Origin of the sequence: Methylobacillus flagellatus KT, from assembly GCF_000013705.1 — a bacterium.
In the GTDB taxonomy this organism is placed as follows: domain Bacteria; phylum Pseudomonadota; class Gammaproteobacteria; order Burkholderiales; family Methylophilaceae; genus Methylobacillus; species Methylobacillus flagellatus.
In genome coordinates this window covers 2531528-2546806 of record NC_007947.1, presented here as the reverse complement: position 1 = coordinate 2546806, position 15279 = coordinate 2531528, and the positions used below count along the sequence as shown (strand labels likewise).

Sequence of the window (15279 nt, the reverse complement as noted above, 5' to 3'; positions counted from 1 at the left end):
CAGGCCAGGGCGACCAGTGAGGTTAGCGCTAGCATATCTGGAGCAGCAACATGTCAGCCGTGCGACATTGTCTGGCGTCATGCGGCTGCTGGAATACCAGGCGATGGTGCGGGCTGTGCTGGCCGAGATGTCGGCACGCAGGACGACCCGCATTGTGCTCGACCTGCGCGATGTGGCATTCAACCTGAGCTTTGCGGAAACTTCCGGCTTGCCAGACCTCAACCTGAAGCTCGGGGTGCCGCTGCACTACCGGGTGGCCATGGTTTACTTGGATTACTCCGCCAAGGCGGCGGGTGTTCGGCTGTACGAGGTTATCGCCGGCAACCGCGGGTTTTATGCCCAGAAGCTGTTCACCCGGTATTCAGACGCTATTGAATGGCTGGCGCCATCCCTGGAAGGACATGCGCGTTCAGACAGGGCGGAGGGCAATCTGGCGTTGCATGGTGCGCGAGGCAAGCCTCCTGTCATGAGTGACCAGGAGAATGGCCGCTTCATTGGTGGCTGCCATCTCCAGCAATAAATCCATGGTCTCCCGTTGACTGATCGGGTCCAGGCGCGAAGTAGGCTCGTCGGCAAAGATCAGCGCAGGCGAGAGTAACAATATGCGCGCCAGCGCGAGCCGCTGCAGTTCCCCGCCTGATACCTGGCTTGGCAGGCGGCGTAGCAGCCCTTCATCCAGCTTGAGTCTTGCCAGTAATCGAGGCAGTGTTGCCGGGTTGAGTTTGTGCCGGCGGATGAGGTCGTCGAAAGCCTGCCTGAGCGCCAGGCGCGGTGCAAATGCCGACACCGGGTCCTGATAAAGCTTTTGCAGCTTGAGTTTCTCAATGTTTGGCGCCAGTACGATGCTGCCCTGGTCCGGCGGCACCAGGCCCAGCAGCATATTGCCCAGCGTGGTCTTGCCCGCGCCGCTCGGGCCGCTGATGGCAATGCGTTCGCCCGCATGGATTTCCAGATCAATGCCGCTGAACAGCGTGTGTGCGCCGTAACGTTTGCTGAGACCTCGCGCTTCGAGGATTTGCTGGCCTGTGCCTGCCACAGGGATGGGCTGTATCCAGTGTTCGGGGTCGGCGGCGAGCAGGGCGCGGGTGTATGCATGCTGCGGATGTTCCAGTATCTGTTGCGCAGGACCTTGTTCCAGCACATGGCTGTCCCGCATCACCATGATGTCGCCGCCGAGCACCTTGGCCACATGCATGTCGTGCGTGATCGTGAGCACGCTGCCGCCGTTCTGCAAGACCGATTGCAGCACGGTAAGCAGGTTGTCGCGCGCATCGGCATCCAGTCCCTTGGTCGGCTCGTCCACGATCACGACCTGTGCACCACCTGCGCGCGTAGCGGCAAATGCAACGCGCTGCGCCATGCCGCCGGAGAGCATGAAGGGATATTGCCTGTCCGCTGCTGCGACGCCAAGCTGGTCCAGGTCGATCCTCGCCTGCGCCCTGGCTTGCGCCATACTCATGCGTGCGTGGCTGACGTAGTGGTAGGACTCGGCGACCTGATTGCCCGCGCGCATGCTGGGGTTGAGCGCCAGCCAAGGCTCCTGCGGCAGCATCGCCAACGTATGGCCCCACCAGGGACGCCGGCCTGCGGCATCCTCTGCCCTTGAAGCCGCATTGCCCAGGCGGATTTCGCCGCTGGCCTTGAGTCCGGGGGCGAGCGAGCCCATGATGGCCTGCACCAATAGCGATTTGCCAGAACCGCTGCCGCCGATGATGGACAAGGCTATGCCGGGCTGCAAGGTGAAGCTGCAAGGGTGCACCAGCCAGTTGCCCTTGCCGTCCCGGACGGCCAGGTCCTGGAGTTTCAATTCCGGCGCGCTCATGGCATTTCCTTACGTCCACCCAACAATGCCAGCGCGAGCATGATTAGCCCCAGCGTGACGACCGGGCTGGCGATCAGCCAAGGGGCTTCTTCGTAGTAAGGGAACAGCTCTATCATCATGACGCCAAGCTCCGGCGTGGGCGGACGCAGGCCAACGCCGACAAACCCCAGCGCGGCGAGCGCGAGAATGGCGCTGGAAATGCCGAACAGCATCAGCGTGACGACGACAGGCGCAAGTGCAGGCAGCAAATGCCGCCGCAACAGGTAAAGCCTGTCGAAGCCCAGCATGCGCGCCGATTCGACCGCTGCGCTGACCAGCGTGGCCTTGATGCTGGCGCGGCTAACGCGAAAATATTCCACCCACAATGCAAACGACAGGCCGATATAAAGCGACCAGAACTCGCCCTGGGCGAACGCGGAAAACAGCAGCACGACCAGCAGCACAGGCAGGGTCATGACCGCATCGGCAATGCTGGTGAGTACGGCCTCGATGATGCCGCCGCGCCAGGCGGCAAGCAAGCCCAGGCTGATGCCGATGATGGCGGCGGAAAGCACGGAAAGCACGGCGAGACTGAACGAGAGTTGCAAGGCGTGCACCAGCCGGGCCAGCATGCTGCGGCCGAGGTGGTCGGTGCCCAGCGGCTGCGCCAGGCTGGGGGAGCGCAATACCCGGCCAAGGTCCTGCGACACCGGGTCTGTGACCAGTATGGGCCCGAGCAGCGCGGTCAATACGATCAATGTCAGCAGAATCGCGCCGCTGCGACGGGCGAGTGTCAAGCTTTGCCACCAGCCAATCATGTGTCCGCCCTCCTGGTGGCCAGGTAACGCTGGCGCGGGTCGGCCACCAGACAGGCGATGTCCACCAGCGTATTGCACAGCACGAACAACAGGCCCATGACGATGGCCGTGCCCTGGATCATGGGGATGTCGCGGCCGAACACCGCGTGGGCGAGCGCATGGCCGATGCCGGGCCAGGCGAACAGGCTCTCGATGATGATCACGCCTTCCATGAGGAATACCAATTGCACGCCTAGGTAAGCGATCACTGGTACTGCGGCATTGCGCACGCCATGACGCAGCAGCGCCAGCAGGTCGCTCAAGCCCTTGGTGCGCGCGAAATTGAAATAGGCGGATCGGCGCACTTCCACCATTGCATCGCGCGCCACGCGCGATGAAACGGCGGCAAGCCCTAAGGCCAGCGTAAGCGCAGGCAGCAGCAACCCGCCATGTTCATGGCTAGCGTTGGCTGCGTTGGTGATGCCGAGCTTGCTCGATAGCAGCAGGATCAGCAGGATGCCGAGCAGGAATGGCGGAAACGCGCGCAGGACGACTGAAAGCGCGAGTGATACCCGGTCCAGCCAGCCATGCGGGTTGAGTCCCGCGATCAGGCCAACGGGCAATGCAATCACGATGGATAGCGCGAGCGCACTGATGGCGAGCTGCAGGGTATGGCCGAATTGCTCGCGGATTTCCTCGATGACGGGTGCACTGGTGAGGTAGGAGTCGCCGAGGTCGAATTGCAGCAATTGCTGCCACCAGAACAGCAAGCCTTGCAGTAATGGCCGGTCCAGTCCCAGTTCGGCGCGTACGGCTTCGGCTGCGGCGGTGGTGACCATGTCATAACCGTAGCGTCCCGCGGCAATGCGGAACGCCAGGTCGCCCGAGAGGCTGTGCATGAGGAAGAAGCACACGGTGCTGACCAACAACGCAACGATCCCGGCTTGCAGGCAGCGGCGGAGCAATAGATGGCGGAGAATGTTGAGCATGATTTATTGGGCTGACCAAGCCATATCGCTGATGTAATAGGATTGCTCAAGGGGGTCGACCTTGACGCCCCGCAATTGCGGATGCACTGCCACAGGCAGGCGGTACCAGGTGACGGGAATCACCGGCAGCCCCTGTTGCAGCGTCAGCATGATGTCGTGGCGGTAGTGTGCCTGGGAGGCTGGTTCTGTTTCAGTAGCGATTTTCTCGAGCAGGGCGGGAACTGTGCCGTTTTGCCAATTCATGGCGCCCCAGTCCCCGCCACCATGCTTGAAATCCTGATTCAGCGTGACGAACGGGTCAGGCACCAGTGCAAAGTTGCGCGGCACCAGCCCCATCTCCAGCTTGCCGGTGCGGTGCCCGAGCGGGATTTCGCTGGAGTTGGTGACAATGACCTTGAGCTCAATGCCGAGCTTGCGGAACTGGTCTTGCAGCGCGGTGGCAATGATGGGTAGTTCGGGCCGATCCGGGAAGGTCGTGAGCTGGAGCGAGAAGCGTTCGCCATTCCGACGCAGGATGCCGTCTGCTCCCGGTTGCCAGCCCTGGGCGGATAGCAAGGCTTTTGCCTGCGCCAGGTCGGTCCGCAGACGGGGGAATTCCGGGTCAGCTTGGTGCCAATGTGTGATGCTGGGCGGCAGGAGCTGGTCCGCCGCAAGTTCTGGCGTGCGCAGGATGCCTTTGGCAATACCGGCGCGGTCGATGGCTAGGCTCAATGCCTGGCGTGTTTCCACTGTGTTGAGGAAGCGGTGGCCGCTATTGAGCTTGAGCATGACGGTGCGGGCCAGGTCGACCTCTTGCAGCACGACCCTGGGATTGCGGCGCAGGCGTTGTGTGCTGGCCGGGTCGAAGCCGAACACCAGGTCTGCCTGGTGCGATTCCGCCATCAGGGCGCGTGTCTCGGGGCGGCTGACCGACAGGTAGTGAATATGCCGGATGGCGGGCGGCCTGCCTTGCCAGTGGGGCGACAATGCCAGCTCGAATTGCTGCGGCAGGGTCTGCCGCACGAGCTGGTAAGGGCCGCTGCCTAGCATGCGGCGCACCTGGCCCTTCTCGTTATAGGCCGCCGGGGCGAGGATGATGGCGCTGCTGTGTGCGAGCAGCATGGGCAGCATGGCATAGGGCTTGGAAAGCGTAATCTTGATTTCCCCCGGTACAGCCGCGCTGATGTCGGCGATGGGCGCCATGGCGAGCACCCCGGGCTGGCTGAGCGCGCGTTGCAGGTTCATGACGACGCTCTCGGTCGTGACCGGGCTGCCGTCGTGGAAACGCGCATCGGGCCGTAGGAAGAAGCGCCACTGCAACCCGTCAGTTGAAATCTCCCAGCGCTCGGCGAGACCGGGCGCAGCCTTGCCTTCGAGATCGGTGCTCACCAGGGCTTCTGCCACTTGCATGCGCAGAAACATATACCCGGCTCGGGAAGGTTCCAGCGTGCTGATTTCCCATGGACCGACAATGCTCAGGCTGGTTTTTGCCTCGGTATTGGCGGCTAGGCAAGGAGCCGTTGCCAGGATGGATAAGGCGAGCAGGGCAGCGGAAAAAGGAAGTACCTGCCTGGATATTCGTTGTGAAAGCATGTGGTGAATTGTTATTTCAAACTTGGCTAGCAGCGCCCTAGAATCTGGCTTGCAGTCCTAAGGTCATCATGCGCGGCGCGCCCGGCATGGTCCAATTGCTGTTATAGGAACTGGCGTAATATTCGCGATCGAACAAGTTGGTAACGTCAAACGAGAGTCGCAGCTTTTCATTGAATTGCCAATACGTCATTAAGCGTACCGTGACATAGGACGGCAGTTCAAACATGTCTTCCGGGCTATCGGCGCGCTTGCCAACATAGCTAAATCCGCCGCCCAACCCAAGCTTGCCACCATTTGCCAATGTGCGTTCATGCATGATCAGGGCATTGGCGGAGTGCCTGGGAATATTCGAAAGGCGTGCGCCGGATGGAATGGAGGATGCTGCGCCGAGGGCAATATCCTTGCCCAGATAGGCATCGGTATAAGCGTAGCTTGCAATCACTCGCAGGTGTTCGGCAAGCTGGCCGTTCAAGTCCAGCTCCAGCCCACGGCTTTTGACTTCTCCAGCCGCGATGCTGAATAAGTAATTGCTTGCGGGGTCCGCGGTCAGCACATTCTGCTTGGTGATGTCGAATAAGGCGATATTGCCGCCCAGTAGTTGGTTCGCAGACTGGTATTTCATCCCTACCTCGAAGGCGCGACTGCGTTCGGGATCAAATCCATTGCCTGCGGCATCTGTGCCGGCATTTGGCCGGAATGAGCGGCTGAACGATGTGTATAGCGAGACCTCCGGGTTGAGCACATACGTCAGCCCGACGCGAGGCGAGGTGACGAAGTGGTCCTGCCGGACTTGCGTATTGTTGGTGAGCGTATCTATCTGCTGGCGGAAGGAATCGAAACGCACGCCTGCCATCAGTTTCCATTTTTCTGTGAGGCTGACCTGGTCCTGTGCGAACACTGCCATATCGGTTTGTTCTTCCTTGAAGTCTGACAACCTGGTCATCGGCGCAAGTACCGCGCCATATGCAGGGCTGTAGATATTGATGGCCGTGGCGCTCGAGCCAAATTGCGTTTGCTGCTGGTTGAAGCGATAGGCTTCCATTCCCAGCAACAGATCGTGACTGAGGCTGCCGGTGTTGAATTTGCCATTGAGGTCCGTTTGCAGCATCAAGTCATCAGAGTCGAATGCGCGTCCGCGCAGCCGGCGGTTGATGTTGCCGTTGGGGGCGACAGCGCTGAGCGGCGACAATGGCTCCACCGCGTCGCCATCGGTTTTGTTCTCCTTGTACGCCAGACCGATCCTGCCGCGACAATATTGTGAAAACTCATGCTCCAGCGATAGCTGGTGGGTGTAGGCCTCCATGGTGGTATCCCCTGTGCGCGGCTCACCCAGAAAGCGGCTATGCTTGACATTGTGCAGGCGGTTTCCATCACGGTCACGCAGGGCAATGCCGCGGTCGAATGGGGTGCGGTGCTTGAGATATTCGAGCTCGTAATTGATGGTGGTCGAAGGACCGATTAGCCAGGTGAAGGATGGCGAGACAAGCAAGCGCTCGCTATCCATATGGTCGCGGAAGCTGCCTTTGTCCTCTGCGGCCACGATCATGCGGTAGGCGAGATTGTCGGCAACCGGTCCGGTGGCGTCGAACGAAGTGCGGTAAGTGTCATAGCTGCCTGCATAAACCTCTGCGGTATTGCTGGATTTGAATTGCGGCTTCTTGGTGACCACGTTGAGTGTACCGCCCGGCTCGCTGTTACCGTAAAGTGCGGCAGTGGGCCCCTTGAGGAACTCGACGCGCTCGGTATTGGCGGTGTCGCGCGGCGGGTTGAAGCCACGGTTGCCGGCGAAGCCATTGCGTAGCATGGCGGGACCGGTATTTTCATGGCCAGCGAAACCACGGATGGCGAAGTTGTCCCATAGTCCGCCAAAACTGTTCTGGCGGCTGACGCCGCTCACGAGATCGAAAGTATCGTCCAGCCGTGTGGCCCGCATGTCGTCGAGCACCTGGCGCGAGATGATCTTCACGGATTGTGAGGTTTCCTGCAGCGGGGTATCGGTACGCGTGGCGCCGCCTGCATCTTTCTGGTAATAACCGCTGGCCTTGCCCCTGGTGCCGGGCACCTTGACCGTGAGTTCTTCCAGCTGCGCAGGTTCATCTGTCATTCCGGCATGGCTGTTGCAGGCAATGGCAAGCAGGGCAGGCAGCAGACGCCTGGCGTGAATTGGATGTGTCATGGTTTCGGAAGGTGGGGTAGGTTGCTGCCAGTGCAGAGAAGCCCGATTTGCAGCATTATATGCGAACGCAACAGCGTTGCGTCATCATGTTGCACATTGATGGCATTGGCTATCGCTAAATCCCACCCTGCGGGTTTGGCTGGTAGGTATACAGCAGGATTTCACTCCTGTTGGCAGCGCAAAGACGCGGGGATATTGAAACCGGCATGCAAGGCCCCATCTAGGGCGTGTTCCATACCGCTTCGTGCGCTGCAGAGGTGGTTTTCCGCGCGTAGTCCACTGCCGGGTGCTGGACAGGCTGCCTTTGGCAGGCTATCTCCTGTTAAATGGCATTGAACAGCCGCTTGGTCAACGCGCATTCGGGTATAATTTCATTTTTAAGGGGATTGTTGCGATGCCTATTTACGATTATCAATGCACCAGTTGCGGCCACAAGGCCGAGCTCATGCGCAAGGTCAGCGAAGCCGGTACCACGGCATGTCCTGCATGCGCAAAGGAAACCTTTGAAAAGCAAGTATCCGCACCCAGCTTCCAGCTGAACGGCACGGGATGGTATGCGACCGACTTCAAGGGCAGCAGCCCGGCGAAGAAATCCGAAGAGTCCGCGCCTGCCGCTTCCTGTGGCGCTGGCTGCGCTTGTCATTGATGCAGCGCGGTCTGCTTGTTGCCCAAGGTTGACATGAAAAGCTACTTTATTACCGGCCTGCTGGTGCTGGTGCCGCTGTGCATCACTATCTGGGTGCTGAGCACCTTGATCGGCCTGATGGACCAGAGCCTGCTGCTGCTGCCGGAATCCTGGCGCCCCGAAGCGCAATTCGGCCGGGCCATTCCCGGCATCGGCGCCATCCTTACCCTGCTGATCGTGTTCGTCACCGGCTTGATCGCGACCAACTTCTTCGGCCGCCGCATCATCCAGTTCTGGGAAGCCTTGCTGGCACGCGTGCCGGTGGTCAAGTCCATCTACTACAGCGTCAAGCAGGTGTCCGACACCCTGTTTTCCGATTCGGGCCAGGCATTCCGCAAGGCATTGCTGGTGCAATACCCACGCCAGGGAAGCTGGACCATTGGCTTCCTCACCGGGCAGCCCGGCGGCGACGTGGCAAACTACCTCGAGGGCGAGTATGTGAGCGTTTACGTGCCGACAACGCCCAACCCGACTTCCGGCTTCTTCCTCATGATGCCCAAGGCAGACGTGGTTGAGCTCGACATGAGCGTGGATGAAGCGCTGAAATACATTATTTCCATGGGTGTGGTGGCTCCGGCCAGCAAGTCAAAATCCTGATCGTTAACCTTATCTCTAATACAAGAAAACTGTTATGCGTACTCATTACTGCGGTCACCTGAACCGTGAACACATTGGCCAGACCGTCACCCTTTGTGGCTGGGCACACCGCCGCCGCGACCATGGCGGTGTGATTTTCATCGATTTGCGTGACCGCGAAGGCATGGCCCAAATCGTCATCGACCCTGATACGCCCGAGGCGTTCAAGATTGCGGAATCGGTACGCAATGAGTTCGTGCTCAAGGTGGTATGCAAGGTGCGTGCGCGCCCCGAGGGCACCGTCAACCTCAATATCCCGACCGGCGAAGTCGAAATGCTGGCCAGCGAGATCGAGATTCTCAATCCGTCGTTGACGCCGCCGTTCATGCTTGACGACGACAACCTGTCCGAGATGGTGCGCCTGGAGCATCGGTACATCGACTTGCGCCGGCCCGCGATGCAGAAGAACCTCATGCTGCGTTACCGCGTTGCCAAGGTATTGCGCGATCAGCTCGACAGCCAGGGCTTCATTGAGGTCGAGACGCCGATGCTGACCCGCTCGACACCGGAAGGCGCGCGCGACTACCTCGTGCCTTCGCGCGTGCATCATGGCCAGTTCTTTGCCTTGCCGCAATCGCCGCAACTGTTCAAGCAACTGCTCATGGTGTCCGGCTTCGACCGCTATTTCCAGATCACCAAGTGCTTCCGCGATGAGGACTTGCGTGCCGACCGCCAGCCGGAATTCACCCAAGTGGATATCGAAACCTCCTTCCTCAATGAGGAAGAGATCATGACCATCGTCGAAGGCATGATCCGCACCATGTTCAAGCAGGTGCAGGATATCGACCTGCCCAACCCGTTCCCGCGCATTTCGTTTGCCGAGGCAATGAACCGCTACGGCTCCGACAAGCCCGATATGCGCGTGACGCTGGAAATTACCGAATTGACCGACGTCATGAAGGACGTCGACTTCAAGGTGTTCGCCGGCGCGGCCAATTCCGCAGGCGGCCGCGTGGCGGCCATCCGCGTTCCTAACGGCGCCGCATTGTCCCGCAGCGAGATCGACGCCTATACCGAATTCGTCAAGATCTACGGCGCCAAGGGCCTGGCCTACATCAAGGTCAACGATGCAAGCAAATTGAACGAGGAAGGTCTGCAAAGCCCCATCGTCAAGAACATCCACGAACCCGCGCTCAAGGCCATCATCGAGCGTACCGGCGCACAAAGCGGCGATATCGTCTTCTTCGGCGCCGACAAGGCCAAGATCGTCAACGAGGCATTGGGGGCATTGCGCACCAAGATCGGCCATGAAAAGGGCCACGTCGACGGCCGCGCCTGGGCACCTTTGTGGGTGGTGGATTTCCCCATGTTCGAACACGACGAGGAAAACGACCGCTGGGTCGCCCTGCACCACCCGTTCACCAGTCCCAAGGACGGCCACGAGGACCTGCTGGCCAGCAACCCCGGCGCGGCTTTGTCCAAGGCTTACGACATGGTGCTGAACGGCTGGGAAGTCGGTGGCGGTTCCGTGCGTATCCACAAGCAGGAAGTACAGTCCAAGGTGTTCGACGCGCTCAAGATCAGCAAGGAAGAAGCCCAGGAGAAATTCGGCTTCCTGCTCGACGCATTGCAATACGGCGCGCCACCGCATGGCGGCCTCGCCTTCGGCCTCGACCGCCTGGTGACCTTGATGGCGGGCGCGGAATCTATCCGCGACGTGATCGCCTTCCCCAAGACCCAGCGTGCGCAGTGCCTGATGACCAAGGCACCGAACGAGGTGGATGAGAAACAGCTACGCGAGCTACATATTCGCGTGCGCCAGCAGAACCCTGCTGCTTAAAATGAAATCGCTTGTGCTGGCGGCGTTGCAAACTCTTGCCGTACTCAATGTACTGTCTGCGAGTTTGCGCCTTGCCAGCCCGGCGCGATTTCATTTTTTGGATGAGTAGGGGCATCACTACTAGATGAATATCAAGTCGCTCATCCGCACCATCCCCGACTATCCCAAGCCCGGCATCCAGTTCCGCGACATCACCACGCTGCTCAAGGATGCTAGTGGCTTGCGGCAGGTGGTGGATGCATTGGTTGAACGCTATGCGGGTGCCAAGGTCGACAAAGTGGTGGGCATCGAGTCGCGCGGTTTCATTGTCGGCGCAGCAGTGGCATACGAGCTCGGTGTCGGCTTCGTGCCGGTGCGCAAGAAGGGCAAGCTGCCGGGCGACGTGCTGGGCCATGACTATGCCCTGGAATATGGTACTGACCGTGTGGAGATCCACAGCGATGCCATCAGCCCGGATGAACACGTATTGTTGCTGGATGACCTGATTGCCACTGGCGGTACTGCGGAAGCGGCTGCGATATTGATTGAGAAACTCGGCGGCCATGTGCTGGAGTGTGCATTCATCATCGGCTTGCCCGATCTGGGCGGTGAACGGAAATTGCGTGTATTGGGCTACAAGACATTCAGCCTGTGCCAGTTCGAGGACAGTGAGTGAATAGCCAACCACCGGTATACAAGACGCCAGTTTCAGTCTTGGTGCTGGTGCATACCAGGGATTTGCAGGTGCTCATCATGGAGCGAGCGGACAAGGCTGGATTCTGGCAATCGGTGACTGGTAGCCTGGAAAGGCTGCCGAATGGTGAACTGGAGCAGCCAGTGGATGCGGCAATCCGCGAGTTGAAGGAAGAAACCGGCCTTGATGCGGCAGATTACAAGCTGGTGGACTGGCATTGCGCGCATGTGTACGAAATCTACCCGCACTGGCGCTTTCGCTATGCGCCCGGGGTGACGCAAAATACCGAGCATATATTCGGGTTGGAATTACCTGCCCCTGTCGCTGTCCAACTCGCTCCGCGTGAGCATGTGGCTTACGAGTGGGTGGACTGGCGCGAGGCGGCGAAACGTGTATTCTCATGGACAAATGTCGAGGCCCTGCGCAAGTTGGGTGAACGCAACAACTTAACATTGTGAGCTATCAGCCATGCAAGCAACTCTAGAGACAACAGAACGACCAGCCAATACGCTGACCGCCGCGCCGATCAAGTTCGAGCGTTTCCAGGCGGCGCAGGAGGCCGAGCTGCAGGCACGCATCATTGCCGCCAAGAAAAAGCTCGGCAACCGGCTGGTGATCCTCGGTCACCATTATCAGCAGGAAAGCGTATATCGCCATGCGGATTACACTGGCGACTCGCTCAAACTCTCGCGCTTCGCTGCCGAGACGGATGCCGAATACATCGTGTTTCTCGGCGTGCACTTCATGGCCGAAGTGGCGGACATCCTCTCTCGTCCCGAGCAGATTTCCATCCTGCCTGACCTTTCCGCTGGCTGCTCCATGGCCGACATGGCCAATCTGGCCAAGGTGGAACGCTCGCGCCGCGAACTGGCCAAGGTACTGGATTTTGACGCCACCATCACGCCGATCACCTATATCAATTCCGCCGCCGACCTCAAGGCGTTCTGCGGCGAGCATGGCGGCATCGTCTGCACCTCGACCAACGCCACCAAGATCATCGAGTGGGGGTTCAGGCAGCGCGAGAAAGTACTGTTCTTCCCCGACCAGAACCTGGGCCGCTGGTCCGGTTACAAAATGGGCATCCCGCTGGAGCAGATGCCGGTATGGGATCCTGACCTGCCGATGGGCGGCCTGACGGAAGCGCAGATCAAGAATGCCAAGATTTTGCTGTGGAAGGGCCATTGCGCCGTGCACCAGATGTTCCGCGAGCAGAACATCACGCGCTTCCGCGCCGAGCATCCCGATGGCATCGTGATTTCGCACCCGGAATCGCCGTTCGAAGTCTGCCTCAATTCCGATTACGTCGGCTCCACGGAATACATCCTGAAAACCGTCAGCGAGGCGCCTGCCGGTACGCGTTGGCTGGTAGGCACCGAGCTCAATCTGGTGAATCGCCTGGCCGAGCAGATGAAGCCGCAGGGCAAGATCGTCCAGTTCATGTCGCATGTGATCTGCGAATGCTCCACCATGGCGCGTATCGATCCACAGCACCTGGCGTGGACACTGGAAAACCTCGCGGAAGGCAACGTGGTCAACCGTATCAAGGTGCCGGAGCACGAGGCAGAGTTGGCCCGCCTGACACTGCAACGCATGCTGGACGCATCCTGATGAAAGGTTGAGGTTGCAGAGCGTCATCCGGATTGCCACTTTCAACATCCATAAGGGCGTGACCAGTTTCAACGCCCGTTTTGCGCTGCACGAACAACGCGAGCTGATCCGCAAGCTGCAGGCCGATGTTGTCTTCCTGCAGGAAGTGCGTGACCAGCACATCAAGCATAGCCGCCGCTTCAGCGCCTGGCCGCTGGCCGGGCAGGTGGAGTTTCTCGCCGATGCCGTCTGGAGCGATTATGCCTACGGCAAGAACTCGGTCTATCCCGCCGGGCATCACGGTAATGCCCTGCTGTCCAAATACCCCATCGTCAAGTACGAAAATATTGACATTTCCGCTCACCAAAGCGAGCAGCGCGGCATGCTGCATGGCGAGATTGCGGTGCCGGGCTGGCATCAGCCATTGCACTGCATCTGTGTGCACCTTGGCCTCTTTGCGGGATGGCGCCGCAAGCAGATTGCCATCTTGCGCAAGCAGATCGAGGAAGTGGTGCCCAAGGATGCGCCGCTGGTGATTGCGGGGGACTTCAACGACTGGAGCATGAGCGCAGGGCGCGAGCTGGTACATGGCCTGCATCTGCAGGAAGTGTTCGAGCATCATAGCGGCGGCAAGCCTGCGCGCAGCTTCCCATCGTTTCTGCCGCTATTCAGGCTGGATCGCATCTATGTGCGTGGTTTCCATGTGCGGCATGTCGAGGTGCATGCCGGGCCGCAATTCATGAAGGTCTCCGACCATGCTGCCCTGACGGCCGTGCTCTCGAGGATATGATGCGCTGGGAATCCGGCAACCGCATCACCCTGCTCCGCAACGGTACCGAGTTCTTCCCGGCACTGGCGGCTTCCATCGAGGCTGCGCAGCATGAAATCCATCTCCAGACCTATATTTACGAACTGGATGCCACCGGTGCCATGATAGGCGAGAAACTCAAGGCGGCCGCTGCGCGTGGCGTGGCCGTCCATCTCCTGCTGGACGGCTTCGGCAGCCGCAAGCTGCCGCCGGAATACGTGCTCGAGATGGAAGCCTTCGGCGTCAAGGTCATGTTCTACCGCCCGAAGATTTCACCGTGGTCATTCAAGCGTAATCGCTTGCGTCGCCTGCATCGCAAGGTCTCGGTGTTCGACGGGCAGCATGCCTATGTCGGCGGCATCAACATCATCGACGACATGAACGTGCCGAGCAACCTTGATGCACCCCGCGTCGATTATGCCGTTCGCGTCGACGGGCCATTGGTGCTGAGCATCCATGCCAGCGTGCGCAACCTGTGGCGGCGACTGGCCTGGATGCACTTGCGCGAAGTTTCGGCCTATCCCAACCTGCCTGCGCCGCCATTCATCACGAACGGGATGCGTGCGGCCTTCGTCGTGCGCGATAACGTGCTGCATCGCCGGGATATCGAGCGCGCCTACCTCAAGGCCATTGGCAAGGCGCGGGTCGATATCATCATTGCCAGCGCCTATTTCGTGCCGGGCAAGAAGTTTCGCCAGGCGCTGATCGAAGCTGCCAAGCGCGGCGTGCGCGTACGCCTGCTGTTGCAGGGACGCATGGAATACTGGCTCATGTTCGCGACACACGAAGTTTATGGCCTGTTCCTGCGCCATGGCATTGAGATTTACGAGTATCGCGCCAGCTTCATGCACAGTAAGGTGGCGGTAGTGGATAGTCGTTGGGCCACCGTGGGTTCCTCCAACCTTGACCCATTTAGCCTGATGCTGGCCCGCGAGGCCAACATCATGGTGCAGGACAAACGCTTCAATGCCGAGCTGAAGGCGGACTTGGAAAAGGCGATTGCGGAAAAGTCCGTGCAGGTGCGTCCGGAAGACTGGTCTCGGCGACATGTCTTCAAGTGTGCATTCTCATGGATCGTGTATGTCGTCGTGAGGCTCATGATTGGCTTGGTCGGCTCCAAGGAGAAACATTGATGCTGCCTGTGCCTGATGTGCTGAATGTCGCCAACGTGGCCAACGTCATCCAGCTGGCGGTGGCGCCCGCCTTCCTGCTCACGGGGAGCGGCGCCATGCTGGGCGTGATGGCGGGCCGTCTGGCCCGCGTTGTCGACCGCTTCCGCGAATTGCACGAATCCGGCGGCTGGGACCATGCGCAGAAATCCCAGGAAATGCATAGGCTGCTCAGGCGCTCGCGCTGGATACACCGGGCGATTTCCCTGACCTCGCTGGCAGCCTTGCTTGTCTGCGTGGTGATTGCCACTTTGTTCGCGGCGGCGGAAGTCGGTTGGAACCCGTCGCGCATTGTTTCCCTGCTGTTCATTTGTGCCATGGGCTCGCTGGTGTTTGGGCTGCTTTGTTTTCTGCGCGAAATCGCGCTTTCCACTGATATCATGGAGGATGTGCGCACCCGCGAAGGTGGCAGATGACAATGGATTTTGCCAAACCGTTTTTAAATCGCCACCAGTTTGCGATAAAATGGGCGGCGTTGCCGCTTTAGCTCAGTTGGTAGAGCAGTTCATTCGTAATGAAAAGGTCGCCAGTTCGAATCCGGCAAGCGGCACCAAGATAGACAATAGGCCTCTGCAAGCAGAGGCCTTGCTACATCAGGGCGATGGA

At 59.7% G+C, this 15279-nt stretch carries 15 protein-coding genes and 1 tRNA gene; 11 read left to right on the top strand and 5 right to left on the bottom strand.

Annotated features, from left to right (window positions below; all coding sequences use genetic code 11):
• Positions 1 to 16 precede the first annotated feature (16 nt).
• Positions 17 to 520 carry a hypothetical protein gene (locus MFLA_RS14705; protein WP_195742003.1) on the top strand — a complete coding sequence of 168 codons (504 nt, stop codon included), beginning with the start codon at positions 17 to 19 and terminating at the stop codon, positions 518 to 520.
• On the opposite strand, the gene MFLA_RS12210 is transcribed toward MFLA_RS14705, so the two are convergent.
• Genes MFLA_RS12210 through MFLA_RS12190 form a run of 5 tightly spaced genes read right to left on the bottom strand, consistent with a single transcriptional unit; the run spans position 410 to position 7335 of the window.
• Complete coding sequence (locus tag MFLA_RS12210; protein ID WP_011480609.1) at positions 410 to 1822, bottom strand: ABC transporter ATP-binding protein; 1413 nt, start codon at positions 1820 to 1822, stop codon at positions 410 to 412. The genes MFLA_RS14705 and MFLA_RS12210 overlap by 111 nt on opposite strands.
• Complete coding sequence (locus tag MFLA_RS12205) at positions 1819 to 2619, bottom strand: ABC transporter permease (protein WP_011480608.1); 801 nt, start codon at positions 2617 to 2619, stop codon at positions 1819 to 1821. The genes MFLA_RS12210 and MFLA_RS12205 overlap by 4 nt, the downstream gene beginning before the upstream one ends.
• The gene (locus MFLA_RS12200; RefSeq protein ID WP_011480607.1) at positions 2616 to 3587 is read right to left on the bottom strand and encodes an ABC transporter permease; all 972 of its coding nucleotides are present in this window, start codon (positions 3585 to 3587) and stop codon (positions 2616 to 2618) included. Before MFLA_RS12200 ends, MFLA_RS12205 begins: the two co-directional genes overlap by 4 nt.
• 3 nt (positions 3588 to 3590) lie before the next feature.
• Positions 3591 to 5159, bottom strand: coding sequence for an ABC transporter substrate-binding protein (locus MFLA_RS12195; protein WP_011480606.1), 1569 nt, complete (start codon positions 5157 to 5159; stop codon positions 3591 to 3593).
• A 37-nt stretch (positions 5160 to 5196) separates the two neighbouring features.
• Positions 5197 to 7335, bottom strand: coding sequence for a TonB-dependent siderophore receptor (locus MFLA_RS12190; RefSeq protein ID WP_011480605.1), 2139 nt, complete (start codon positions 7333 to 7335; stop codon positions 5197 to 5199).
• A gap of 394 nt (positions 7336 to 7729) precedes the next feature.
• Between MFLA_RS12190 and MFLA_RS12185 the strand changes: the two genes are divergently transcribed.
• From MFLA_RS12185 to MFLA_RS12140, 10 genes are all read left to right on the top strand, one after another.
• Positions 7730 to 7981 (top strand): FmdB family zinc ribbon protein, encoded by a 252-nt coding sequence (locus tag MFLA_RS12185; RefSeq protein ID WP_011480604.1) that lies wholly within the window; start codon positions 7730 to 7732, stop codon positions 7979 to 7981.
• A 33-nt stretch (positions 7982 to 8014) separates the two neighbouring features.
• Positions 8015 to 8617 (top strand): DUF502 domain-containing protein, encoded by a 603-nt coding sequence (locus tag MFLA_RS12180; RefSeq protein ID WP_011480603.1) that lies wholly within the window; start codon positions 8015 to 8017, stop codon positions 8615 to 8617.
• 34 nt (positions 8618 to 8651) lie between these two features.
• Entirely contained in the window at positions 8652 to 10436 is a 1785-nt protein-coding gene (aspS, locus tag MFLA_RS12175) for an aspartate--tRNA ligase (protein ID WP_011480602.1), read from the top strand.
• A gap of 124 nt (positions 10437 to 10560) precedes the next feature.
• Positions 10561 to 11091, top strand: coding sequence for an adenine phosphoribosyltransferase (locus MFLA_RS12170; RefSeq protein WP_011480601.1), 531 nt, complete (start codon positions 10561 to 10563; stop codon positions 11089 to 11091).
• Positions 11088 to 11567 (top strand): dihydroneopterin triphosphate diphosphatase, encoded by a 480-nt coding sequence (nudB, locus tag MFLA_RS12165; protein WP_011480600.1) that lies wholly within the window; start codon positions 11088 to 11090, stop codon positions 11565 to 11567. Before MFLA_RS12170 ends, nudB begins: the two co-directional genes overlap by 4 nt.
• Positions 11568 to 11577: 10 nt before the next feature.
• Entirely contained in the window at positions 11578 to 12717 is a 1140-nt protein-coding gene (gene nadA / locus MFLA_RS12160; RefSeq protein WP_011480599.1) for a quinolinate synthase NadA, read from the top strand.
• 13 nt (positions 12718 to 12730) lie between these two features.
• A complete protein-coding gene (locus MFLA_RS12155) occupies positions 12731 to 13486 on the top strand; it encodes an endonuclease/exonuclease/phosphatase family protein (RefSeq protein ID WP_011480598.1) in 756 nt (251 codons plus the stop codon).
• Positions 13486 to 14637: a cardiolipin synthase ClsB gene (clsB, locus tag MFLA_RS12150; RefSeq protein ID WP_011480597.1), complete on the top strand. Its 1152-nt coding sequence runs from the start codon at positions 13486 to 13488 to the stop codon at positions 14635 to 14637. The genes MFLA_RS12155 and clsB overlap by 1 nt, the downstream gene beginning before the upstream one ends.
• Entirely contained in the window at positions 14637 to 15089 is a 453-nt protein-coding gene (locus MFLA_RS12145; RefSeq protein WP_011480596.1) for a DUF2721 domain-containing protein, read from the top strand. Before clsB ends, MFLA_RS12145 begins: the two co-directional genes overlap by 1 nt.
• A 61-nt stretch (positions 15090 to 15150) precedes the next feature.
• A tRNA-Thr gene (locus MFLA_RS12140) sits at positions 15151 to 15226 on the top strand.
• Positions 15227 to 15279: the final 53 nt, after the last annotated feature.

Bases quoted from the DNA above. Each gene is read 5' to 3' on its own strand.
- MFLA_RS12210 (WP_011480609.1), bottom strand. From the start codon at position 1,822: ATGAGCGCGCCGGAATTGAAACTCCAGGACCTGGCCGTCCGGGACGGC.
- MFLA_RS12205 (WP_011480608.1), bottom strand. From the start codon at position 2,619: ATGATTGGCTGGTGGCAAAGCTTGACACTCGCCCGTCGCAGCGGCGCG.
- MFLA_RS12200 (WP_011480607.1), bottom strand. From the start codon at position 3,587: ATGCTCAACATTCTCCGCCATCTATTGCTCCGCCGCTGCCTGCAAGCC.
- MFLA_RS12195 (WP_011480606.1), bottom strand. From the start codon at position 5,159: ATGCTTTCACAACGAATATCCAGGCAGGTACTTCCTTTTTCCGCTGCC.
- MFLA_RS12190 (WP_011480605.1), bottom strand. From the start codon at position 7,335: ATGACACATCCAATTCACGCCAGGCGTCTGCTGCCTGCCCTGCTTGCC.
- MFLA_RS12185 (WP_011480604.1), top strand. From the start codon at position 7,730: ATGCCTATTTACGATTATCAATGCACCAGTTGCGGCCACAAGGCCGAG.
- MFLA_RS12180 (WP_011480603.1), top strand. From the start codon at position 8,015: ATGAAAAGCTACTTTATTACCGGCCTGCTGGTGCTGGTGCCGCTGTGC.
- aspS (WP_011480602.1), top strand. From the start codon at position 8,652: ATGCGTACTCATTACTGCGGTCACCTGAACCGTGAACACATTGGCCAG.
- MFLA_RS12170 (WP_011480601.1), top strand. From the start codon at position 10,561: ATGAATATCAAGTCGCTCATCCGCACCATCCCCGACTATCCCAAGCCC.
- nadA (WP_011480599.1), top strand. From the start codon at position 11,578: ATGCAAGCAACTCTAGAGACAACAGAACGACCAGCCAATACGCTGACC.
- clsB (WP_011480597.1), top strand. From the start codon at position 13,486: ATGCGCTGGGAATCCGGCAACCGCATCACCCTGCTCCGCAACGGTACC.
- MFLA_RS12145 (WP_011480596.1), top strand. From the start codon at position 14,637: ATGCTGCCTGTGCCTGATGTGCTGAATGTCGCCAACGTGGCCAACGTC.